Consider the following 23,231-nt stretch of genomic DNA (forward strand, 5'->3'; position numbering starts at 1 on the left):
GCGCGGCTGCGGTGTTATAAGTCGTTTATCCCTCATCAGTATCAACCTAAGGAGAATGCTCACAAAACCTGTCATAGCCATATTATCGTACCTCTTGCTAACGGTATGCGCATATGCCCAGCCGGCCATCCCCAGGGATATCTACAAACTGCAAAAGCAATTGGCTCAAAGCAAAGCCGATACGGCCCGCGTGCGTGTACTGATTAGTATTAGCCGTTATTTTGCCAACAGGGTAAACAGCAAACCCGTACAGGCAGATAGCGCGTTGGTTGCCGCCACCAGGGCCAACCAGCTTTCGGGCAAATTATCGTACCCGCGCGGTCTCGGGCTAAGTTACCAGGCAATGGCTATAGCATGGAGCAAAAAGAAGGATTTTGCCAAATGCGATGCACTCATCAAAAAGGCCATCCCTATATTTCTGGCTAGTAACCTGTACGAGGATGCGGCTGAAGCCTACCTGAATATGGAGGAAATTTACCTGGCAACCGGTAAAGAGGATTTTAAGGTTAGGATTGGCTATTATGAGCAGGCGCTACCGCTTTTTCTTAAAGCAGGGGCGCACCTTAGGGCAGCGGCTACGCTTAACAACCTGGGCGATTTTTACCTGCAGATAGAAGATTACCAGCGCTCGATAGATTACCTTACCCAGGCACTTACCCAATACAAGCTTGGCGGTTATACTGCGGTGCAAAACACGTATAACCTTATCGGCAATAATTACATGTACCTCGATAAACAGCAGGAAGCGCTTAAATACCAATTGCTGGCTGTTAAAACGGCCGAAGCTGTTGCCGATACCAGCATGGATATTTGCGCCATTTACAACCATGCCGGAATGGTATATTATGCCAGCGGGCAGTTTGAGCCATCCAGAAATTACTTCGCCAAAGCATTGCAGGTTGCCGAGAAGTATCACGACCCGGTGGCTATTGATCTGGCATACAACCTGGCCAATAATTATAACGCACTTGATAAGCCTTCAAACGCTATCCCTCTGCTGCAAAAAGCGGAGAAAGAATACAAGGAAGTAAGGCCCAATCAACGCGTTTTGCTTGATGTGGTTTACCTGAGCGCATATGCCAGGCTTAAGCAATATGCAAACGGAGCGTTTTACTACAAAAGGTTGCTAAAGAATTACGCTGCGGCAGATATTAAGGTGCCGGCGCAATCAAAGGCGCTAAAAGCCATATTGCAATACCTTATGGCGATAGATAAATACGACGAGGCCGCGGCGTTGCTTCCGGCCTATAAATTAGTAGTAGAAAAGGCGCCGCTCAGGGTGCGTGTAAGTCAGGGTATCTATATCTTCAGTTACCGTATCGATTCTGCGCGGCACAACTACCTTTCGGCGCTGCAAAATTTCCAAAGCTACGCCACGTTGAGGGATTCGTTATTGAAATCAACCATCAATAAACAGATGCAGGAGTTGCAGGTACGTTACGAGACCGAAAAGAAAGAAAGGGAACTGGTGGTGCTGAAAAGAGATGCCCTGGCGCAAAACAATCGGGTAAAGGATGCAGATAACCTGCGCAATCTAACTCTTTTTGCGGCGGCTGCGTTGCTGGTTTTAACAGGGGTATTATACTACAGCTACCGCATTAAGCAAAAGAGCGCGCTGGCCATAAGCGCCAAAAATATCGAACTGAATAAGCTGGTCATCGAAAAAGAATGGCTGCTGAAAGAGATACACCATCGAGTAAAAAATAACCTGCAGATAGTGATGGGCCTGCTGCAGCAGCAATCGGCTTATATAGATAATAACCATGCGTTGGCGGCCATCCAAAACAGCGAGAACCGCATGCGCTCTATAGCCCTTATCCATCAGAAGCTTTACCAGTCGGACAACCTCGACCTGATTTTTATGCCTGAGTATATAGATGAACTGGTGAGTTACCTGAAAGATAGCTGCGGGCTGGATAGCCGTATCTTTTTCGAAAAGCAGATAGACGACCTTTACTTAGATGTGGCGCAAGCCGTGCCGCTTGGCCTGATATTGAACGAAGCCATAACCAATGCCATAAAATATGCCTACCCAAGGGATGCTTCAGGCATTATCTATATTTCGATGGTGGAAGGCAGCGACTGCGAAGTGGAACTCATCATCGGCGATAACGGACCCGGCTTGCCTGTCGGCTTCGACCCGGAAAAAAGCGGCTCTTTAGGCGTAAACCTGATGAAGGGGCTCAGTAAGCAATTGGGCGGCACTTTGGATATTGCCAACGAGCAGGGATGCGTGATCACCGTATGCTTCCGCACCGAAATATTCACAAGAGGCGTAGCAAAAGCACAAATAACGTTAACTTAGTAAGCCATGAACAAGAAGAAAATCCTTATTGTTGAGGACGAATTTATTATTGCCGATGTACTGAGCAACATCCTCAAAACGGCTGGGTATCATGTCTGCGGCGTTGCCGATAGTGTGAAAGAAGCGCTGGAAATGATAGCGGAAACGGAGCCGGGCTTCGTGCTGCTGGATATTTTCCTGAAGGGCAAGCAAACGGGTATCGACCTGGCGCACATACTTGCCGACCGCGACATCCCTTTTATTTTCATTTCGGCCAACTCTAACCAAAAGGTGCTGGAGGCAGCTAAAGTTACCAACCCTTACGGTTTCGTAGTGAAGCCTTTCCGCGAAAAGGACGTGCTGATAGCCATAGACATAGCCGTTTACCGTTACGAAAACCACCTGGAGAACGGTATGCGCCAAAGCGCTGCACTACAAAAAAAGGCTGCCGAAATTCTGGCGTCGGCCCAAAGCTGGGAACTTAAAGTTTTGCAGATGGCCAAAACCCTGCAGCCTCACATCCCCTTTGAGTTCCTTTCTGTAGGCATGACGCAGGAAGAAGAAGAGAACTTTTACGAACTTGGTTTCTCCAGGATCGGTTTCGACGAATACCAGCTGATCGGCTGCCCCGAATTGATGGTGATTACCAACCGTAAGCAGCACGAATTAGGCAAGCTTAAGGCAAACGACCCGGCAGGGCTGATAGCTACCTGGTACGATGAGCCCGAACTGCGGGCATTGCTGAAAACGCCATCGTTGAAAAAACTTTTTGTCGACACCTACAATCTCAGGTCGCACCTGTCGTGGCCCGTGCCACTAGCCGGTGGCAAAGTTTGCTATTTCAATTTTTACAGCCGCAGGCCGGATGCCTACACTGCCGACCATCTGGTGCAGTGCAACAGGCTGCAGCCTTTGCTGGCCAACTTTATGGAAAGCATGGCGCAAACGGCGGGCAGCCCCCTCGTAAATAAGCTGAACAATTTTGCGGTTAAAAGGCAGGTAGCGGCAGCAGAACCGCAGAACCCTTTCAATGGTATTATCGGCACCAGCCATTTGCTGCTAACGGTTTTCGATAATGTGATACAGGTTTCAAAATCAGATTCCTCGGTACTTATTTTGGGCGAGAGCGGTACCGGCAAAGAGAAAATAGCGGAGCGCATCCACTCCTTATCCTCACGTAAGGATAAGCCCTTCATCCGGATAAATTGCGCGGCCCTGCCTACCTCGCTTATCGATTCGGAATTATTCGGGCATGAAAAGGGCGCTTTCACCGGGGCGATAGAAAAAAAGATAGGCCGCTTTGAACAGGCGCACACAGGCACCATTTTTTTAGATGAGATAGGGGAGCTGCCGCTGGAATCGCAGTCGAAACTGCTGCGGGTTTTGCAGGAGAAAGAGATAGAGCGCATAGGCGGGCGCGTAACCATCAAAACCGATGTGCGCATCATAGCCGCCACCAACCGTAATTTGGATAAGGAGGTAGCCGAAGGCCGTTTCAGGCTCGATCTGTTTTACCGCATCAACGTGTTTCCGATACTGATGCCGCCACTCCGCGATCGTAAAGAAGATATTACCGACCTGGCCATGCACTTCCTGAATATCTATGCCCGCAAAACCGGCAAAAACGTGCGGGGCATTGCGCCGCAGGTGCTGGATAACATGAAACGCTACCACTGGCCCGGCAATATACGCGAGTTGGAGAATTTGATAGAGCGCAACGTGCTGCTCACCCGCGACGATACCATAACCAGCATGGTGTTGCCTACGCAATTGGAGCAGCCCGCAGCAATGGTTCCCGCAGACAACAGGGTTACTACCATGAGCGAGGGCGAACGTGCCCATATCCTGGCCGCGCTTAAAAAATGCAACGGCAAAATATGGGGCGAAGGCGGCGCGGCAAGCCTATTGAACATACCGCCAACCACGCTGAATTCTAAAATGAAGAAACTGGGCATCCGTAAGGATTTTGGTGCCTGAGGTTGTTCCGCGTGAGAGGGTATTAATCCACGAAAAGGTAAAGATGGTGAACCATAAAACGTTCCTATGGAACGTGCAGGGTTGCTTTTGTTTTCCTACCCATAACACATCCCTAAGGGATGAAAAAAGAACGTTCCATAGGAACGACTTATAGGTAGCAAAAAGCAAATAACACATTCCATAGGAACGTTTTATGAATCTGTCCAATTATGGGATATTACTCTGGCGATGCATCGCCCTTAGAATTTTAGCGTGACCGTACTCCCGAACATCAAGATATTTTTGCCCGGGCCGGCTTGCTTCAAAAAATCACCTGCGCTAAACCAGGTGACCTCCTGCCTAAAGTACAGGTACTTATTGGGTGTGTAAGCCAGTTCGGTACCCAACTGTTGGCCTATCTGTGTAGACGCACCGGCATTGGCCGGATAAATAAGCCGGCCGTTTACGGCGTATAAGCCATCGTTTTGGTTCAACCGCCAAAACATGTCGTAATCTCCGGATAGCGTTAATTTTTTGCTGAGCGCAAGCTCTATATAAGGATGCGCGTCAACCAGGTTATAAGGGCCTATCAGCGCGGCCAGGCCAAAATAAGCCCCTTTGGGAAACAGTGGATTAAAGGTATTCAACCGGCCATCGCCATCGGCTTTATCGCCGCTAATGACTTCTGTTTTGAGGCCAATTTTGGGTTTAACCGTTGCGATATTGAACACATAGGATATGTTCGAGGAGAGCGTCCAGGCCGAGATACTGCCGCCAGCAAAATGCCCGAACTGGTAAACGCCCTCCAGGTCATATTGCCAGTCGGATGCGGTTTGCCATACGCGCGCGCCGACAGAATGCCGCCTTTCCATGCCCTTGCCATCATCAAATACGACTGACTTCTTTTTGATGCCCAGGTAATAAACATCCAGGTTTTGTATTACCGGTACTTTGGTAATTACCGCGTAAGCGCCCCAAAACTGGATATTGTTGTTAAAGGCATCATCGAATATATTCGGTCGGGCCTGCACGTAGCGCGAGTAGAAAACATCCAGCTTGAGTTTTTTACTGCCATACATCAGCTTTGCTGCATCGAAGGCCTGGCGGTTATTAGGTGCCTCCCTTACAGCGACCAGCCGTTGCGATCCGTAGGAGAACTCCTGCCTTCCCAGTCGCAAGGTAAGGCTTTGGCCATTGCCAACGGTTCCGGCGTAATCAACGAAGAACTGATGCAAATCCAGAATATTTTGATCAACCGGCGATGGGGTTTCTGGTTCGCCGCCGGCCAGGCTGCTTTGCAACTGTACGAAGGCTCTGAAATGCTTGCCCGCATGGAAATCTGCATGCGCCAGGTAGCGGGTTAGCACGAAGCCATCTTTATCTACGGGTGCTTCGCCCCAATCCTGGTTGGTAAAATGGAAATACTGGTAGCGCGCTTCGCCGCCGAAGCTGATGTAGGTTTTCTTGTCAGCCGAAAGGGGATTGAATTTAAGCTTGTGGTACCAATTGGCGGTGGTATCCTTTGCCATGGCGGCGTAGTTTTCATCGTACCTTAATTGCTTAAACGGTACGTCCTGCGCCATACAGGTGCAGGATGTAAATAATGCGAGGGAGATGGCAAGGGTTTTCATAGATGATAATTGTAGGGCCAAACGTTGTTTTCCCTGCAATGCCAATTGCTGTGCCATCTAATCAATACATTGTTTATCAGGAACTTGTAATTAAGCAAACAGGCTTACGTGGTTTGATTTCGGGGTTTGGGGGATAATACAACGATATTACGTTGGAGGCCTGCGTTGGATGTTATGGTGAGAGCCCGGGACTTTCGTTGCACTCACCAAATATCGTTGCGCTGGTAGCGAAATTGCGAAATACCGCGTAATTCAATATCAGATATTATTTACAAATTATTGATAAATAGATATTTAGTAGATTGGAACAGGGTTTGGTATGGTGTGTAAACCAACAACAAGTGCAAACACATCAAACCAAACCGCACCATGAAAAGGCAACCCTTAAAAAAACTGAACATAACGCTAACCAAATGGGTAATCAACCTGCACCATAAAGGTTATACCGATGATTTTCAGCCTAGCGGCAAAGAAAGAGTCCGGTGCCTGCAAAGCGGAGAAAGCTTCGCCTTAAACGACCTGCGCATAAAACTTATCGACTGCGGCTACGACCTGCTCACCAGCACCTATCAATACCTCCACACCATAGATACGCAGGTTGGCTACCGTGGTTTATTGATTACCAACGGCATATTGCCTGTAAGTTGCGAAAACGTCAATTAAGCTGCTATGCAAAAGGCCCACTTATTCCCCAAACTACAATCTGCCCAATTGCGCCATCATTTAGAAAGCCGGCTTGCTGCGATATTTGCGCAAGGCGCGATAGACCGTTACCTGCTCGACGATGGATGCCAAAGCCCTTATGCTTTGGGCAGCAGCAGTACTCAATTCCCTCATATCAGGCTTGCTTATAGCATTTGGCTGGGCATGCAAACCGTCGACAGACATGCCGTGCTGGCAAAATTCCAACTGCTCTGTGCCGAAACAGCTACCAGTGCGGGCAATAAAACCATGGCGTTTTGCGCGGTTTTTATACATGAGTTTGCCAGTCTACTGGCCGAAACCATGGAATGGCCCGATTGAATAAATGCACACATCCACGGCTGGCTCACCTCGCCAAAAGGTAGCTTGGCCGTTCAACTCTATATATCATGATGCCGCAGCCTAAACCAGGTCGCGGTTTTTTTTGTCTATTTAAATAGCACAGACCAATCGAAGCCCTTAAAAACCGGCATTGGCCTGTTCGGCAACTACTGGCACTGCAAAAGCACCACCTTTCATAGAACAGGACGCAGCCGGCAGTTTCTTTTGGTTACTTTTCTTTGCTGTCAAAGAAAAGTAACATCCACAGGCTGAACATATACCACTGCCTCACCTAACAAAGCACTTCAGAACCAAGCATTGAATGTCATCACTGTCTTTGTCAAGTCCCACCTGATAAAGCTCTCATTCTCGGCTTATAAAAGGCTTTCCAATCTATATCGATAGCCGCCAAAGCGGCATCGGTGCCTCAACACAAATCCTCTGAACCTCTACCGAATATCGTTGCCCAATTACGATATACAGCAGTTGAAAGCATTTGTGAAAAATATAATTAATTGATTTTCAATACATTGATTTAGTGGCCCACGGCTTGCCAATGCTGAGCCGTGCCTAAACAAATTAATACAGCTAACTAATATGAAAGATATAACCACTACAACCATTGTATTTATTACCGGTGCCTTCGTGAGCAGCGATTGCTGGAATGAATGGAAGCTCTATTTTGAGCAGCAAGGCTACAACGCCCTTGCACCGGCCTGGCCGCATAAAGATGCGCCTGCCTGCACCCTTCGCCAAAGGCATCCCGATGCCGAAATCGCCAGCCAGCGTTTAGCCGGCCTTACTGCTTATTATGAAGCGATAGTAAGGGAATTGCCGAAAAAGCCAATACTTATCGGCCATTCTATGGGCGGGCTAGTGGCCCAGCTGCTGTTGCAGAAGGGCCTTGCAATAGCCGGCGTTGCTATCCATTCCCTGCAGCCGCAGGGGATATTCACCTTTAAGTTTTCCTTTTACAAAGCCGGGTGGCCGGCCCTGGGATTTTTTACTGATGCCCGTAAAAGCTACCTGATGACGTTCGCGCAGTGGCAGTATGCTTTTACCAATGGCATGCCTTACGATGAGCAGAAGGAAGCCTACTACATGCTGGCTGTGCCCGAATCTAAACTGGTAGTGCGGGATGCCACTACCGATGCGGCTAAAATAGATTTCGCCAAACCGCATGCGCCCCTATTATTCCTTTCCGGCAGTACCGACCGCTTTATCCCCGCATCGCTCAATTACAGCAATTACAAAAAATACAGCGACGAAGGCTCGGTAACCGACTATAAAGAGTTCACCGGCCGTAACCACTTCGTACTTGGCCAGCCCGACTGGGAAGAGGTTGCCGGATATGTGCTTAACTGGCTTGCAAAACTTTAACATCATATCTCACAAACCCTCATGAAAAATCTACTCAACGTCATCAAACAGCTGTTATGCCTGCTATTGGCGAGCATTACAGTAAGTGCCTCGGCCCAACAAAAGGCCGACATGATTATCTACAACGGCAAAATAGCCACCATGGCAAAACCCGGCGAGTTTAAGCAGGCCATAGCCATGAAAGACGGCATTATCCTGGCCACGGGCAGTACGCAAGCCATACTTAAAGCCTACAAAGCAACTGCAACCAAATTGGTTGATGCCGCAGGCAAAACCGTTATCCCCGGCTTGAACGACAGCCATATGCATGCCATCCGCGAGGGGCTCAACTTTAATATGGAACTGCGGTGGGATGGCGTAAAAACCCTGAAACGCGCCATGCAAATGCTGAAAGAGCAGGCTGCCCGCACCCCGCCGGGTGCCTGGGTAAAAGTTGTAGGCGGCTGGAACGAGTTCCAATTTGAAGAAAAGCGGCAGCCCACCATCGACGAAATAAACGCTGCCGTACCCGATAAGCCGGTATTCATCACTTACCTGTATGGCAAGGCATTCCTCAATAAAAAGGGCATCGAAGTGCTTGGCTACGATAAAAACACCAGTTACCCCGGCAGCGTAATAGAGCTGGATAAAGACGGCAACCCAACCGGCATGCTCTTCGCCAAAGAAACGCCCATGGCCATTTACCGCACGCTGGCCCTAACCGGCAGGCTCACGGACGAGGAACGCATCAATAGCTCGCTGCATTTTTACCGCGAAATAAACAGCTTCGGTATCACCAGCGTGGTGGATGCCGCCGGGGGTGGGCAAAACTACGATGCCGATTACCAGGCCTCCCTCGCGCTGGCTAAGGACGGGAAGCTAACGGTGCGCACCGCTTATTACCTCTTCGCGCAGCAAAAGGGCAAGGAATTAAGCGATTATGAGAAATGGGTAAATGAAACCTATCCGAACAAAAACGACCACCTGCTGATGGCCAACGGCTATGCGATGGAAGGAGCGGGGGAGAATATCGTAGCCTCGGCTGCGGATTTCGAGAACTTTTTAGAACCGAGGATCGAACTCTCGCCCGATATGGAAACCGACCTGGAACCCATCATCCGCCTGCTGGTGAAAAACCGCTGGCCCTTCCGTCTGCATGCCACCTACGGCGAATCTATCGACAGGATGCTGAACGTTTTCGAAAAGGTAAATAAAGATACGCCCTTCAACGGCCTCCGCTGGTTTTTCGATCATGCCGAAACCATTACCGACTCCGAACTCGCCCGTGTAAAAGCGCTTGGCGGGGGTATTGCTGTCCAGTTCCGCATGTATTTCCAGGGTGAGCTTTATAACAAAATGTACGGTCAGCCTAAAACGCAGCTGCCGCCCATCAAAAAGATGCTGGCTATGGGCATCCCGGTGGGTATGGGTACCGATGCGCCACGGATCTCTACCTATAACCCCTGGATGGCCCTGCATTGGCTGCTTACGGGCAAAACCATCGGCGGCATGCAGTTTTGGCCAAAGGACCAGGTGCTGGACAAGTTTACCGCGCTGCAACTCTATACATCGGGCAGTGCCTGGTGCTCGGGCGAGCAAAAGCTCAAAGGCAAGCTCATCAAAGGCATGTATGCCGATATGGTAATCCTTACCGATGATTATTTCGCGGCCAAGCCCGAAAAAGTAAAGCACATATCAGCATTGATGACCATCGTGAACGGCAAAATTGTGTACGCCTCGGGCCAATACGCCGCGCAAAGCCCGCCGATACCCGAAGTTATTCCAAACTGGTCGCCCGTGAAATACTATGGCGGTTATCAACGCTAAACCATCTCTCATTTATTGAACACTTAAACACACTATAAAATGAAAAACAAGCTTTTAAAACTATCGGGTCTTTGCCTGCTTATACTGATGCTTTGCGGCAACGGATTTGCCCAGATGCCACCTACCATCCCAATATGGGATGCCAACAAAGTGGAACTCGGCCTGCATAAAGTTGCACCGGATATTTACGCTATCATTCCTACTACTGCCGAGGTAGAAACGACTAAAGGCATCCCGCAAGCCACCACAGGAGGTTTCATCGTAGGGGAGAAGGGCGTGCTACTGATAGAGGTAATGCTCTCCAGACGCCTTTACGATCAGGAAGTGAAGCTTATCCGCTCGGTTACCGATAAGCCTATCATCTACGCCGTAAACACCAGCGATCATGGCGACCATTGCTTCAGCAACTACCTGCTGCCGGCCACCACGGCCATCATCCAAAACGAATTCGCCAAAGACAACCTCGCCAAAAATTACGAGGGCATCAAGCAGTTTATGGTCGGCCTGTTCGGTGCGGGCAGGGGCATCGAGGCATCGGTATATCGCCCCGCGGATATCGTTATCCCCAAGAACAGCAATCTCAAGATTGATATGGGTGGGGGCAAAATCGTAGAGCTGCTGAACGTTGGCACTGCACAATCGCCCGCCGACCTGTTCGTATGGATGCCCAACCAAAAGGTTTTTTGGGCAGGCAATCCCTTTATTGCCGAAAGTCCCGCGATTCCCTGGCTTTTCGATGGCTTCTTTTTAGAGCCTGCCGCCAACCTCAAGAAGGTTTACGATTTCTTACCCGATGATGCCATCGTTATCCCGGGTCACGGCCGCATCACCAACAAGGCTGGCATTAAATACACTATCGACTACGTGGAGGAACTGAAAAAAGAAGTAGAAGCTGCGGTAGATAAGGGCCTCACGCTGGAGCAAACAAAGGCGGCCGTAACCATGAAAGCCTACGATAAAGGCTATGTGCTGTTCAATTGGCTGCATTTCAACTTCAACCTGCCCAATGCCTATAAGGATATCAGCAGCAACAAAAAGAAATAATCACACGCACACAATCAAAACACAATAATCATGAAAACAATAAACAAATTGAAGCACCTTTTAGCGGTACTATTATTAACGTTCTCCATCGGTAATGCATGGGCCGCCGTTACGCCGGCTGCTCCGCCCGCAAATTTCAAAAGCCTTTACGCAACGGTAAACGGCGTAAAAATACACTACGTTACAGGCGGCAAAGGCGAGCCGTTGCTATTGGTACACGGCTTTGGCCAAAACTGGTACATGTGGAACAGGTTGTTGCCCGAATTATCTAAACACTTCACCGTGATAGCGCCGGACATGCGCGGCGTGGGCGAATCGGGCAAACCGGCTGGTGGGTACGACAAAAAGAATATGGCCGTAGATATGCACGAATTGATGAAGAAGTTGGGCTACAAACATATCAACCTGGCTGGCCACGATATAGGCCTGATGGTGGCTTATGCCTACGCGGCACAGTTCCCAACGGAAGTAAAAAAACTGGCCCTGATGGATGCCTTGCTGCCCGGTATAGAGCCGGTTTGGAGCCAGGTAAAATCGCAGGCATGGTGGTTCGGTTTCTTCGCGCAGCCGCATTCCGGCGAACTCGTTTCGGGCAAAGTAGGCATGTTCTTTACCGATTTCTGGCCGACGGTGGGCTTTCAAAAAAATGCCTTCACCAAAGCCGAGACAGCCGAATTTATCCGTGCGTACTCGGTACCGGGCGCAACAACCGGTGCCTTCCATTGGTTCGGCGCGTTTAACCAGGACGCTATAGACAATGTTGAATTTGCGAAGACCAAATTGCCTATGCCGGTACTGGCCATGGGTTCTGACCACTTTGCTGGTTCGTTCCTGGCGGCGCATACCAAACTGGTAGCAACCGATGTGTATGAATCCATCATCAAAGATTCTGGCCATTGGGTAGTGCAGGAAAATACGCCACAAGTACAAAAAGACTTGCTAGACTTCTTTCTGAAGTAAAATATATAAATAGTTGATTTTAAATAAACTAACATAAAAACCTTAAAGCCTTTTTGCTTTTCCTGGCGCAGCAGAATCGCTCACGGCATACCGCGCTTTAAAAAAAGCGCGGTATGCCGTTTTGTAGCGATATAATTATAAGTAATTTACGTTTTCTAAAGTCCTGCTTGCGCTGATATGTACAAATGGTTAGTGTTGTTTTTATTGTTTCTGGCGGGCTCGCCTGTTTGTTTTGCGCAGGATGTTCTGGGCAGTAAAAAACAGGTGGAAGATTTGTTGAAGCAATACCGCCCCGGCGAACCGGATACCGTAACAATAGAACGCTTTTGGGAAGTAGGCAAGTATTACCTATACAAACCGGGCGCGTATAAAACCGATATCGACAGTGCGCTGCTTTATTTTAATAAGGCTTTAAAGTTAAGCAACGGCCTGAAGCAGCGCAGGCTGAGCTTCCAGAGCGAGACCAGGAGCCGGATAGGCGAAACTTATTTCCAGGTGAAAGACTATGAAACAGGCAAGGCCTGGTTCATGCAGAACATCAAAATCTATCACGATGCCGGCGATAAGGCAAGGGAGGCACGCACCTGGCTAAGGATGGGTACCAAATGCAAAACCGGCGTTTATGGTTACCCCTACATCCTGCCATACTTCAACAAGGCGTTGTCTCTTTATCGCCAAATATATAATCAGCAAAAGGAAGCCGAGGTATTGCAGGAAATGGGGATGTACCACCTTTACTACCGCCAAACCGATAGTGCCGAAGTAGAGTTGCTGCAGGCCCTGCAAATATCAAAGGCCGTCCATTATAATTTTCTATCGTTGATATATTATCATTTGGCCGTAGTCAATCGGTACAAGGGCAATCTCAATAAAAGCCTGGCCTATGCCATGCAATGTATGGATAATGCCAGGGAAAGGGGCGACACGCTGCAACACTCTATTTATGTGAATGGTTACGCCCTGCTTGGCCAGGTTTACCAGGACCTGGGCGATGGCGAGAAAAGCATAGCCATGTACAAATTATCTATTCAAAAATACGCCCGTAATGCCCTCGAGTCTGAGTTTCTCGACAATTACCTCGTACTTAATGCACTGGTACTCGAGTTGATCAAATATAACAGGGCGAACGAAGCGATGGCAACTGCCAGGAAAGTAATTACCGCCATCCCGCCGACTTATGATCTGGAGCAGGGTGCCGTAGCTGAGATTTTGGGTAATTGCTTCAACGGCTTAAAAGATTATAATAAGGCCGAGCAGTACTTCCTGAAAATGGCGCGCTTATACAGTTCTTCAGATTTTTATGCCTCGAGGGCTAATAAAGCTTTGGGCAGGTTTTACGTACAGCGCGGGCAATATGCAAAAGCGCGTGCCTTACTATCCAGGCAATTTAAGTTTGTCCCGGCGTCGGCCTTCGAGTTCCTGGGGGTGATAGAAGACGAATTATTGTTTTATAAGATAGACTCGGCCGAAAAGAAATACCTGCCGGCTATGGCCCACTTCCGCAGGTATAAATTCCTTAACGATTCTGTTTTCAACATACGCAAAAGCAAGCAGATAGAAGAACTGCAGCTGCAATATCAAACCAACCAGCGCGAGAACAAAATAAAACTGCTTACCAAAGATGCCCAACTACTGCGAGAGAACGCCGGCCGTGCCAACAACGCCCGTAACTTTACTTATTTAGGTGTGGTTGTGCTGATGCTTTTTATGGGCCTGCTTTATTACGGTTACCGCATCAAACAGCGCAACAACGTAGCCTTGAACCGCTTGCTGCGCGAAAAGGATGTGCTGCTGGAAGAAAAAGAATGGTTTATAAAAGAGATACACCACCGGGTAAAAAACAACCTGCAGATCGTAATGGGCTTGTTGCAGCAGCAGTCGGGCTATATCAATAACCCCGAAGCGCTGGCGGCTATCCGCAATAGCGAGAATAGGTTGCATTCCATAGCTCTTATTCATCAAAAGCTTTACCAGACCGATAATCTCGACCAGATAAGCATGCCTGAATATATAGATGAGTTAATTACTTATCTTAAAGATTGCTACGATCCCGGCAATCAGCTCTATTTCGAAAAAAGGGTTGATGATATTGAGTTAGACGTAGCCCAGGCCCTGCCGTTGGGCCTTATCATTAGCGAGGCTATCACCAATGCTATCAAATATGCTTACCCCGACGAGGGCGGGATTATACAAGTATCGTTGCTGAACGCCGAGGGCAGCAAGTATCTCTTGATGGTTAAAGATTACGGAGCAGGCCTTCCTAACGACTTCGACGCAGCGGCAAGTAATTCCATGGGCCTCAATCTGATAAAAGGCCTCAGTAAACAGCTTGGTGGCACGTTCCGGATAGAGAACAGCGGGGGCGTGGCTGTTAGCATACTGTTTATAGCAACGCCCCGATACGATAGTAAATCATTCTGAGGCGTTGCCTTAGGCTTACGCAAAATCTGTAGAACGGCTCAACGCTTCGTTGGCAGTTATACCGGCTTGCAGCATACTTATTTTGTAATTGGCATATTGTAAGGCATCCGAGCCCATCAGCAATCGTAGCGGCGGTTCGGCCAGTCGGGATAGTTGAATCATCACCTCGGCCGCTTTCTCCGGGTCGCCTGGTTGGTTGCCGAGGATTTCTTCGGCGTGTTTCCGTTTTATCTCGGCTATTGCCGTATAATCTTCGATTGCTTTTTCGGGGACTACCACAGAGCCGGAGTTAAGGAAGTTTGTGCGGAAATAACCGGGTTCGATAATGGTGACACGGATGCCGAAAGGCTCCACTTCCTGCGCAAGTGCTTCGGATAACGCCTCTACCGCAAATTTAGTGGCGCAGTAAACGCCCCATCCCGCACCTGCTATCAAGCCGAACACCGAAGAGATATTGAATATATGCCCTTCGCCGGCCTCGCGCATAAAAGGCAAAACCGCGCGTGTTACGTTCAATAGGCCAAATACGTTGATATCGAAATTGGCTTGCACTTCCGCGTTAGACGATTCTTCTACGCCGCCAAGCAAGCCATAGCCGGCATTGTTTACCAGGCAGTCTATCCGGCCGAACTTGCTGACGGCGCCAGCTACACCGGCTGCTATGCTGCCTTCATCATTTAAATCAACTTGTACCGGCAAAAACCGGGTTAGGTTGGCATCTGCCAAGGTTTGCAATGTGGCTGTTTTGCGAGTGGCCGCTACTACATTGTCGCCTGCGGCTAATACTTTTTTTACTAATTCAAGGCCCATGCCTTGCGAGGTCCCGGTGATGAACCATGTTTTGCTTTTGCTCATTGTAATGTATGTTTTTGATGTACGAGCAACATTCCAAAGGTTGAGCCAATGTTATAATATATTGTTTATTAGCTATTTGTGAAGATTATCGAAATCATCGGCGATGTTATATCGTTGCCCTGTGCGCGAAATAACGCCATTTCGAAAGCTTGTTTTACCAGTTATCCCAATTGTCGGATACGTTGCTTTCGGGGCTAAGGCTGAGGTAAACGAAAGCAAAAAGACAGGCCACAAGCATAATGCGGCTAAGGATGTAAAATAAGATTTCCATGGTGTTTAGTTTTGGTTTATAACCTAAAACCAAACTTTAAGCCAAATACATAAGTACCACATTATCAATAAAATAAATATTTACGATAAGGTATTTAATGATGATATTTCGTTGATATACGTTATTGTTAACGGCATACCGTGATAAACAGGATTTGCATTTACGCAGGTAGTTCCCATGCGCTTTGGTACCCTCCGCATTGCTCGGCATACTTTACCATATCGGCATAAAAAGGCAGTCGGGTAATGGTGGCGCTATCACCAATAACCACCAGTTTCATGCGGGCGCGGGTCATGGCTACGTTCATACGGCGGGTATCGGCCAAAAAGCCTATTTGGCCTTCGGTATTGCTGCGGGCCATGCTGATGTACACCACATCGCGTTCCTGTCCCTGGAAGCTATCGATGGTGTTGATGCTTATCTGGTCGGCAAAAGGTAGCAGGGGCGAGGCCTGGAAGAGTTCTTTCAGTACCTGTATCTGCGCCTTATAAGGCGAGATGATCGCTACAGAGGGAAAAGGGCTTTTGGTTGCCATCAATTGCTCTGCCAGCGCTTGCAGGTGCCTCAGCAGGAAAGCCGCTTCATCCGGGTTAACCGTACTGGTGCCATCGGCTTTTTCATCGAAGCCGCAACCGGCCGTATCGACAAAGGCCATCGGTATGTCTCCCGCAAACAGCAGCTTGCTTGCTACCGCCGAATTCGCTTTTAGCCTATTGCCATAGAATTCTGCCGAGGAAAAACCCATAATGGTTTCGTGCATGCGGTATTGTTCTTCCAGCAAGGTTACTGCTGCGGGGTGGCGTATGGCTGCTTTTTCCAATAGGGTAGTACTGAGTCCATCTTTCGCGGCCTGTGCCGATTTAATAGTGGGCGGCAGCTGGAAATGGTCGCCGGCCATAATGAGTTTCTCAGCTTTCAGTATAGGGATCCAACAGGCGGGTTCCAGGGCTTGCCCGGCCTCGTCAATTACCACGGTATGGTATTTTTTATGGCGCACGGTGTGGTGGTTGCTCCCCACCAGCGTGGCGGTAATCACCTGTGCTTTATCTGTGAGGTCGTCGATGATGAACTGCTCTATCTTGGCCGCATCTTTCATGATGCGGTGCGCCTCGTCGAACAGGGCCTTGCGCTGGTCGCGTTCGCGTTTGCCAAAACTGCGTTTATATTGGTGGGCCATGTTTTTGTAACCGGATGCTTGCTTTTTGAGTTGCTTGATATCCTTGGCATATTGGTGGGCGCCGGCCTGGCTATCCAGGGTGAGGTCCGTCAGTTTATCCGATATCCGGCTGGGGTTGCCTATGCGCAGCACCTTCAAGCCTTCGGCAGCAAGCTTTTCGCTTAATAGATCCACAGCCGTATTACTGGGAGCCACTACCAAAACCTGCTTTCCGTTTTGTTGGATAAGCTGTTTGATGGCCTGCACGATGGTGGTGGTTTTACCCGTTCCCGGCGGGCCATGTACCACGGCCAATTCATTGGCCGCGAGTATTTGGCTAACGGCAGCCTGTTGAGAAGCGTTAAGTTTTGCCGACGGGACATTGCCTGCATCGGCCGCAAAAGTAGCCTCATCCGCACCTGTTATGACCCTGATGAGCTTACCCTCGGGTTGGTTTGCCGATGCCTGCGCCTGTTTAAGGGCATCCTGCATCTCATCGTAACTGTTATTATCGAAAAGCAATTGTACGCCAAGTTTACCATCTCGAGTCCAGTCGGGCAGTTCATCGGTAAAGAGGGTGATTTTCAAGCGGTCACCGCCCTGGTAGGCTATGTTGCCCTCTACGCGGTCGGCACCAGCATCGTGGTTAGAGAAAAATACTGCAGGCGCACCGAAGCGCAGCTGATGGGCTACATCTTTATGTGTGGTGCGTTCCAGTTCTACGGTAAGGTAATCTCCACGGCTGGGTTCCGAGCCTCGGATGGCTACCGGGTACCAGGCAATGCCTGCCGCGCGCCTGTCGGCAATAGAAGTGGTTTGCGTAAGCTTGAGGTAAGCTTCACGGTCTTCGTCGCGTTCGGTCTTCAGTAATTGCAGCAGGTTCTTGAAATAGTCCATCGGGGCGCAAAGGTAAACAAACTATGTCTCTATCCCCATCTGTGGCCGGTATCCGTTCCGGAAAGCATTCACCACCGAGCGTGGCGTAAGCACGCAAACCTCTTTTTCCGCGGGGAATGGCAGCCCATCGCCATATCCTTCGGGCGACCACTTATAAATCCGCTCACCCGCCACCAGGAAAGCATCTCCCGCTATCTTTACGAAAACGCCATCAGGTAAATCGTCGATATCCGCTTCAAATGTCACTTTAGAATTATCCGCGCCGATGCGTTCGGCCTGTAATACGTCATCTATTTTGCCGATGGGTACCTTAGGAGGGAAGCCGTACTCGGGGTTGCCCTGCAGCCAGGTTGTTTTAAATCGGTTAGCATCCTCGCGGCGGCACTCGAAACAGGGGCGGTGCCCGGCGGAGAATGCGGTTGCTTCGTCTAGGAAGAATAGTTCTGTCCACAATCCCGGGGCCATTACTTCGCGGTGCCTGCCTTTGAATTGCAGCAGGCAAATAATCCAGGCCTTATGCTTAAAAGGGCGCAGTATGGTTTTGCCGCTATTGTGCAATTGCCCCCGGTTGCCCAGCCAGGCCCCGCGCGCTTTGGTTATGATGATGTTTCCTTTAGGGTCGACACGGTTTTGCAGCATGATCAGCCTGTTAATATTTTTCCACCGCGCAATATACTAAATAATTTAGTATTATATTTGCCCGCATACCGCATGCAAAACATCAGCAATACCAACCCGGCCATGCAGCTGGCTACCGACTACCTCGACAGCACCAACACCATCGTTTTTTTAACGGGGAAAGCCGGCACCGGTAAAACCACTTTTTTGCAGCAGTTGCGGCAGGTATCCACCAAAAAAATGGCCATCGCCGCACCAACAGGGGTAGCAGCCATCAATGCCGGGGGTATGACGATACACTCTTTGTTCCAGATACCCTTCGGGCCGCTTATCCCTGCTACCGGGAATCCCGACCTAAGCTACAGCGATGAGAAACGGGAACTGCTGGGCAGCCTGGAACTATTGATTATTGATGAAGTAAGTATGGTACGGCCCGATGTGCTGGACCAGATAGACCTTATCCTCCGCACCATAAAGGGCTCGGCGCAACCCTTCGGTGGGGTGCAATTGCTGCTCATTGGCGATCTGGCGCAGCTTAGCCCCATCATTCGCGAGGACGAATGGCGCATACTAAGCAGTTACTACACCACGCCATATTTCTTCAGTAGCCTGGTGATGCAAAAGGCCAGCTACGTACGTATTGAATTGGACCACGTGTACCGCCAAAAGGAGCAGGCGTTCGTAGATATATTGAACGAGGTGCGCAACCAAACCATCAGCGAGGCAAGTCTGGCCTTGCTGAATGCCCGCCACGAGCCGGGTTTCAGGCCGGGAGCCGAGGATTCGTTCATCACCCTAACCACCCACAACAACCTTGCGCAGCAGCTGAATGCCGAGTTTCTGGAGGCATTGCCGGGGCAGTTGTATGAGTTTGCGGCCACCATACGTGGCGATTTCCCTAAGGATGCTTACCCAACCGAAACCAACCTGAAGCTGAAGCTAGGGGCGCAGGTGATGTTCGTGAAAAATGATGGCTCGGCCGAAAAGCTTTTTTACAACGGCAAGATTGGGTATGTGGCGCGGATTGATGGCAGCACCGTTTACGTACAATGCGGCAACGAAAGCCGCGAAATTGCTGTGGAGGCCGTAGAATGGACCAACGTAAAATACCAGCTAGCGGAGGAACAGATAAACGAAAGCGAGGCAGGCAGTTTTGCGCAGATACCCTTGAAACTGGCATGGTCTATCACCATCCATAAAAGCCAGGGCCTGAGTTTCGATAAGGCCATCATCGATGTTTCGGAAGCGTTTGCGCACGGGCAGGCTTATGTTGCCCTTAGCCGCTGCCGTACCTTAACGGGCATGGTATTGCGCAACCCCATCAGTGCGCGTAATATCATCGGCGACCCATCCGTTACCCGTTTCAATGAGGCAGCAGAGAGAATTAAGCCCGATTCCGATAGCCTGAAGCGCGATCAGGAGCGTTACCGGCTTTTCCTGCTTACCGAGCTTTTTAATTTCCAGGGGATGAAGGCTGTACTTAAAGGCTTTACCGTTCTCGCGCCCAACCTGGAGAAAGATATTATGGAGGTTGCCGAAAAGTTTATGCGCCGACCCGAAACCGCAGATGAGGAAAGGATAAGAAAAGCTGCCGCTTATTTTTTGGATAAATTAAAAACAACTACCGAAAACCTGCACGGACAAATACCCTTTCTGATTGGTAATTCGATAGAAAAGGCCGCCAAAGCCGACAAACTGATACAGTGGATGATGGCGAGAATAAGCCTGCTGGAATATTTTGGGGCGAATGCCTTTACTACGGATAGCTTCCTCGATAGAAAGAAGAGCGCAAAGGCAGCTGCGTTGGCCGATAAATCGCGATCGTACCTCAGGGCCATGAACGCGAAACCCAACGAGGAACTTTTAGGGATCATACTGGCCTGGCGCGAAGAGCGGGCCGCAACAGACAAAGTAATGCCCAGCATGCTGCTATCTGAACAAACCGCAGCCGCCATTGCCGAAAAGCTGCCGCAGACCCTAAAAGCATTGAGCGGCATAAAAGGGGTGGGCCCGCAAAAGGCCAGCATTTACGGAGCAGACATTATAGTGATGATACGCGCTTATCAGCAAAAGCAGTCGGGACAGGAGATAGACCAGGTTAGTTTGTTTTAGGATTGCCGCCTCACCCCAACCCCTCTCCAAAGGAGAGGGGCTCAAAGTCCTCTCCTTTGGAGAGGATTAGGTGAGGCTTTTAAAGCGACATTTTTTTATTCGCCGTTTTTTGCCTACTTTTCATCAATATGTAAATATTTTTTTGATTTCGTCAAGCTGCCCGCCTGTTACGGCAAAAAATCGTATTTTTGCGGTGTTCTGTCATTTGCGAAAGACTTAAACAGAAAGCGTATGAGCAGCATCCACAATAAAGATATCGGAACCAAACAAAAAGCACTTGCCATTAACCTTGACCCTAAGATTTACGGCTCGTTTGCCGAAATTGGTGCCGGGCAGGATGTTGCGGCTAACTTTTTTAAAGCGGGGGCATCATCGGGCACTATAGCCAAAACCATGTCGGCCTACGATATGGTATTCTCCGATGCCATCTACGGACAGCAGCAAGGCAAACGCTATGTTACCGAGAACCGCCTCATATCTATGTTGGAGCGCGAATACGGCCTGCTGATAGAGCGCCTTGCCGTACAGCGCGGCGACTCGACCACCTTTTTTGCTTTTGCCGATACCGCCTCTGCACTCAACTACCACAAAACCAACGATGGCCATTGCTGGATGGGGGTGCGTTTCCAGATGCAGCCCAACGGCGAATTTAACGATGTGGTGTTACACGTTAAATTGCTGGATAACGATAATAACCTGCAGCAACAGGCAGTAGGCATTTTGGGCGTAAACCTCATATATGCCTGCTTTAACTACTACGATAGCCCCAACGTATTTTTGCTTTCGCTGATGGACGACCTTTCTAAGGATCGTATCCAGATAGATATGATACGCTTCGAGGGCCCCGATTTTACAAAGGTAGATAACCGCCTGATGAGTTTGCACCTGGTGAAGTTCGGTTTTTCTGATGCAGCGGTGTTTGGGCCGGATGGCAAAAACCTGCAACCATCAGAGGTGCTGTACAAAAAACACATCGTTGTGATACGCGGCCGTTTCCGCCCCATCATCAACGTCCATTTAGATATGCTGAGCACCGGCGTAAAGCAATTTATGCAGGAGCCGGATGTGGATAAGGATAACGTAATTGTGGTAACCGAGCTTACGCTGCAAGCATTGAAAGAGCGCAACGCCGCCGATTCGGCCGAGATAGACGAGAAAGACTTTTTGGATAGGGTGGATATCCTTTGCTCGTTAGGGCAAACGGTGCTTATCTCCAACTTCCACGAATATTATAAACTGGTATCGTACTTATCCAAGATAACCAAGCTGAAGATGGGCGTGGTATTGGGCTTCCCCAACCTGGAGTACATCTTCTCCGAAGAACATTATAAAGATTTGCCGGGCGGTATTTTGGAGTCGTTTGCCACACTGTTCAGCCGCAAGGTTAAATTGTTTATTTACCCAACCCTGCGCGATGGTGTGATTTGGAACTGCCTGCGCTTTTACCCGCCACCACATCTGATAGATCTTTACCGTTACCTGATTGCCAATAACAAGATCGAAGATATCAGGCATTATAAAGAGAGCAACCTGCACGTAGAAACCGATAAGGTGCTGCAGCTGATTAAGCAAGGGGCTGCCGGATGGGAAGAATACGTACCTGCCGAGGTTGCTGCCATGATCAAAAATCGTTGCCTGTTCGGGTATCATTGCGAGGTGCCCGTAGCCACAGCCTTGCCCGAACCTGAGGTAGCGCCGGATGCTGATAAGGCAGTCAGCGAGGCTTAAGCGAGCGTATTTGAACTTATTTTATGGCCTACCGGGTTTCCTGGTAGGCCATTTCTTTTCGTAAGCGATTGCCGCGTATACCAGCTTGTTCGGATGGTTTCCCTTAATATTCCGCCAAAACATTGAAGCCAACGCCCGCCATGCTTTCTTTTTCCCATTCGGCCTGGCTGGTTTCGCGCGATATTACGGCACTGGCAAACAAACTCGCCGAAAACATGATGCCGTGTCCACGGGAGTCCTTTATCCACTCCAGGCTCACGAAGAATTTATCTTCTACCACAATGAAGTAAGGCTCCAGGTTAACGGTGATCTTCTTGTCGCCCTTGTGTACGGTAACAAATATGCTTTGCTGTTGCAGGGGCTGATCGGGGCGGCCATCCTTCACGGTATAAAAGTTCAGTCGCAGCATTACCGAGTCGGTAACATCGCTGGCTATAGAGGCGTTGAACTGCTTGAGGTAGGTGGGCGATTTCTTTATTTTGATGATAGCCCCAATCTCGTTGCCCAGTTTATTGCTGGTGAAACCAGCGTTGGTAGATTGTGATTGCGTGGTATTGCCCAGCACCACCTGTTTCCATTTGTGGTTGCTCACCTTCACCTCGTTAAGCTGGCGCAGCGCAGGCTGCAGGGCAATGGTTTTATAGCTATCGTATTCCTTGCGGAAATCGGCTATCAGGAAGGAGCGGGGCACATAACCCACCATAGAGATGCGCAGGCTGTCGGCATCGTTGTTAGTAAGCGATATGCTGTAATGGCCGTTGGCATCAGTAACGGTGCCTTCGGCCTTACCCAGGATACCCACGTTAACAAATTCGAGGTTCTGGTTGGTTTTGGCATCTTTTACAATGCCGTCGAAAGTCTGTGCTTTGGCAAATAAACTTAACAAGGCGAACAGGGCAGTAAAGAAGAGGTTTTTCATATTAACAAGACTGTTTTTTGCAGTAAATGGTTACGCACTAAAATACATTTCGTTCATCAAAAAACAAAAGCCCGAAGGTAATCCCCCGAGCCCGTCGCCGGTTCAAGTGTCTCGTTTGAACCCACACACACATGTCAGCGTCCCGCTGACGTAACGAAATGATTTTTAGC

Annotated in this window: 16 protein-coding genes; 11 read left to right on the plus strand and 5 right to left on the minus strand. The window is 49.3% G+C overall.

The window, feature by feature from the left end; all coding sequences use genetic code 11:
• Positions 1–55 precede the first annotated feature (55 nt).
• The gene (locus AC1DXC_RS09245; protein WP_477458863.1) at positions 56–2,305 is read left to right on the plus strand and encodes a tetratricopeptide repeat-containing sensor histidine kinase; all 2,250 of its coding nucleotides are present in this window, start codon (positions 56–58) and stop codon (positions 2,303–2,305) included.
• A 6-nt stretch (positions 2,306–2,311) separates the two neighbouring features.
• A complete protein-coding gene (locus AC1DXC_RS09250) occupies positions 2,312–4,261 on the plus strand; it encodes a sigma 54-interacting transcriptional regulator (protein ID WP_477458864.1) in 1,950 nt (649 codons plus the stop codon).
• Between the two features lie 239 nt (positions 4,262–4,500).
• Here AC1DXC_RS09250 and AC1DXC_RS09255 read toward each other — a convergent pair whose 3' ends face one another.
• A complete protein-coding gene (locus AC1DXC_RS09255) occupies positions 4,501–5,871 on the minus strand; it encodes an alginate export family protein (protein ID WP_477458865.1) in 1,371 nt (456 codons plus the stop codon).
• A 369-nt stretch (positions 5,872–6,240) separates the two neighbouring features.
• Here AC1DXC_RS09255 and AC1DXC_RS09260 point away from each other — a divergent pair, with 369 nt between their 5' ends.
• From AC1DXC_RS09260 to AC1DXC_RS09290, 7 genes are all read left to right on the plus strand, one after another.
• On the plus strand, positions 6,241–6,534 hold the full coding sequence (locus AC1DXC_RS09260) for a hypothetical protein (RefSeq protein ID WP_477458866.1): 294 nt from the start codon (positions 6,241–6,243) through the stop codon (positions 6,532–6,534).
• Between the two features lie 6 nt (positions 6,535–6,540).
• Positions 6,541–6,894 (plus strand): hypothetical protein, encoded by a 354-nt coding sequence (locus AC1DXC_RS09265; protein ID WP_477458867.1) that lies wholly within the window; start codon positions 6,541–6,543, stop codon positions 6,892–6,894.
• A gap of 597 nt (positions 6,895–7,491) precedes the next feature.
• Positions 7,492–8,274, plus strand: a complete 783-nt coding sequence (locus AC1DXC_RS09270; RefSeq protein WP_477458868.1) for an alpha/beta hydrolase — start codon at positions 7,492–7,494, stop codon at positions 8,272–8,274.
• 21 nt (positions 8,275–8,295) lie between these two features.
• Positions 8,296–10,080 carry an amidohydrolase gene (locus tag AC1DXC_RS09275; RefSeq protein WP_477458869.1) on the plus strand — a complete coding sequence of 595 codons (1,785 nt, stop codon included), beginning with the start codon at positions 8,296–8,298 and terminating at the stop codon, positions 10,078–10,080.
• Between the two features lie 39 nt (positions 10,081–10,119).
• Positions 10,120–11,124: an MBL fold metallo-hydrolase gene (locus AC1DXC_RS09280; RefSeq protein ID WP_477458870.1), complete on the plus strand. Its 1,005-nt coding sequence runs from the start codon at positions 10,120–10,122 to the stop codon at positions 11,122–11,124.
• A gap of 30 nt (positions 11,125–11,154) precedes the next feature.
• Positions 11,155–12,084, plus strand: coding sequence for an alpha/beta fold hydrolase (locus AC1DXC_RS09285; protein ID WP_477458871.1), 930 nt, complete (start codon positions 11,155–11,157; stop codon positions 12,082–12,084).
• 177 nt (positions 12,085–12,261) lie between these two features.
• Entirely contained in the window at positions 12,262–14,505 is a 2,244-nt protein-coding gene (locus AC1DXC_RS09290) for a tetratricopeptide repeat-containing sensor histidine kinase (protein WP_477458872.1), read from the plus strand.
• Positions 14,506–14,520: 15 nt separating this feature from the next.
• Here AC1DXC_RS09290 and AC1DXC_RS09295 read toward each other — a convergent pair whose 3' ends face one another.
• From AC1DXC_RS09295 to AC1DXC_RS09305, 3 genes are all read right to left on the minus strand, one after another.
• A complete protein-coding gene (locus tag AC1DXC_RS09295; RefSeq protein ID WP_477458873.1) occupies positions 14,521–15,360 on the minus strand; it encodes an oxidoreductase in 840 nt (279 codons plus the stop codon).
• A gap of 431 nt (positions 15,361–15,791) precedes the next feature.
• Entirely contained in the window at positions 15,792–17,684 is a 1,893-nt protein-coding gene (locus tag AC1DXC_RS09300) for an AAA domain-containing protein (protein ID WP_477458874.1), read from the minus strand.
• A 21-nt stretch (positions 17,685–17,705) separates the two neighbouring features.
• The gene (locus tag AC1DXC_RS09305) at positions 17,706–18,323 is read right to left on the minus strand and encodes a hypothetical protein (RefSeq protein ID WP_477458875.1); all 618 of its coding nucleotides are present in this window, start codon (positions 18,321–18,323) and stop codon (positions 17,706–17,708) included.
• A 72-nt stretch (positions 18,324–18,395) separates the two neighbouring features.
• On the opposite strand from AC1DXC_RS09305, the gene AC1DXC_RS09310 reads away from it, so the two are divergent.
• Complete coding sequence (locus tag AC1DXC_RS09310; protein ID WP_477458876.1) at positions 18,396–20,414, plus strand: AAA family ATPase; 2,019 nt, start codon at positions 18,396–18,398, stop codon at positions 20,412–20,414.
• Between the two features lie 231 nt (positions 20,415–20,645).
• The gene (locus AC1DXC_RS09315; protein WP_477458877.1) at positions 20,646–22,142 is read left to right on the plus strand and encodes a TonB-dependent receptor; all 1,497 of its coding nucleotides are present in this window, start codon (positions 20,646–20,648) and stop codon (positions 22,140–22,142) included.
• 103 nt (positions 22,143–22,245) lie between these two features.
• Here the strand turns inward: AC1DXC_RS09315 and AC1DXC_RS09320 are convergent, their stop codons facing one another.
• On the minus strand, positions 22,246–23,061 hold the full coding sequence (locus AC1DXC_RS09320) for a carboxypeptidase-like regulatory domain-containing protein (RefSeq protein ID WP_477458878.1): 816 nt from the start codon (positions 23,059–23,061) through the stop codon (positions 22,246–22,248).
• Positions 23,062–23,231: the final 170 nt, after the last annotated feature.

This window comes from Mucilaginibacter sp. P2_D11, assembly GCF_056404435.1.

Coding starts and splice junctions, on each gene's coding strand:
- AC1DXC_RS09285 (WP_477458871.1), top strand. CDS start 11,155: ATGAAAACAATAAACAAATTGAAGCACCTTTTAGCGGTACTATTATTA.
- AC1DXC_RS09255 (WP_477458865.1), bottom strand. CDS start 5,871: ATGAAAACCCTTGCCATCTCCCTCGCATTATTTACATCCTGCACCTGT.
- AC1DXC_RS09295 (WP_477458873.1), bottom strand. CDS start 15,360: ATGAGCAAAAGCAAAACATGGTTCATCACCGGGACCTCGCAAGGCATG.
- AC1DXC_RS09275 (WP_477458869.1), top strand. CDS start 8,296: ATGAAAAATCTACTCAACGTCATCAAACAGCTGTTATGCCTGCTATTG.
- AC1DXC_RS09280 (WP_477458870.1), top strand. CDS start 10,120: ATGAAAAACAAGCTTTTAAAACTATCGGGTCTTTGCCTGCTTATACTG.
- AC1DXC_RS09290 (WP_477458872.1), top strand. CDS start 12,262: ATGTACAAATGGTTAGTGTTGTTTTTATTGTTTCTGGCGGGCTCGCCT.
- AC1DXC_RS09265 (WP_477458867.1), top strand. CDS start 6,541: ATGCAAAAGGCCCACTTATTCCCCAAACTACAATCTGCCCAATTGCGC.
- AC1DXC_RS09315 (WP_477458877.1), top strand. CDS start 20,646: ATGAGCAGCATCCACAATAAAGATATCGGAACCAAACAAAAAGCACTT.
- AC1DXC_RS09320 (WP_477458878.1), bottom strand. CDS start 23,061: ATGAAAAACCTCTTCTTTACTGCCCTGTTCGCCTTGTTAAGTTTATTT.
- AC1DXC_RS09250 (WP_477458864.1), top strand. CDS start 2,312: ATGAACAAGAAGAAAATCCTTATTGTTGAGGACGAATTTATTATTGCC.
- AC1DXC_RS09260 (WP_477458866.1), top strand. CDS start 6,241: ATGAAAAGGCAACCCTTAAAAAAACTGAACATAACGCTAACCAAATGG.
- AC1DXC_RS09300 (WP_477458874.1), bottom strand. CDS start 17,684: ATGGACTATTTCAAGAACCTGCTGCAATTACTGAAGACCGAACGCGAC.
- AC1DXC_RS09310 (WP_477458876.1), top strand. CDS start 18,396: ATGCAAAACATCAGCAATACCAACCCGGCCATGCAGCTGGCTACCGAC.
- AC1DXC_RS09305 (WP_477458875.1), bottom strand. CDS start 18,323: ATGCTGCAAAACCGTGTCGACCCTAAAGGAAACATCATCATAACCAAA.
- AC1DXC_RS09245 (WP_477458863.1), top strand. CDS start 56: ATGCTCACAAAACCTGTCATAGCCATATTATCGTACCTCTTGCTAACG.
- AC1DXC_RS09270 (WP_477458868.1), top strand. CDS start 7,492: ATGAAAGATATAACCACTACAACCATTGTATTTATTACCGGTGCCTTC.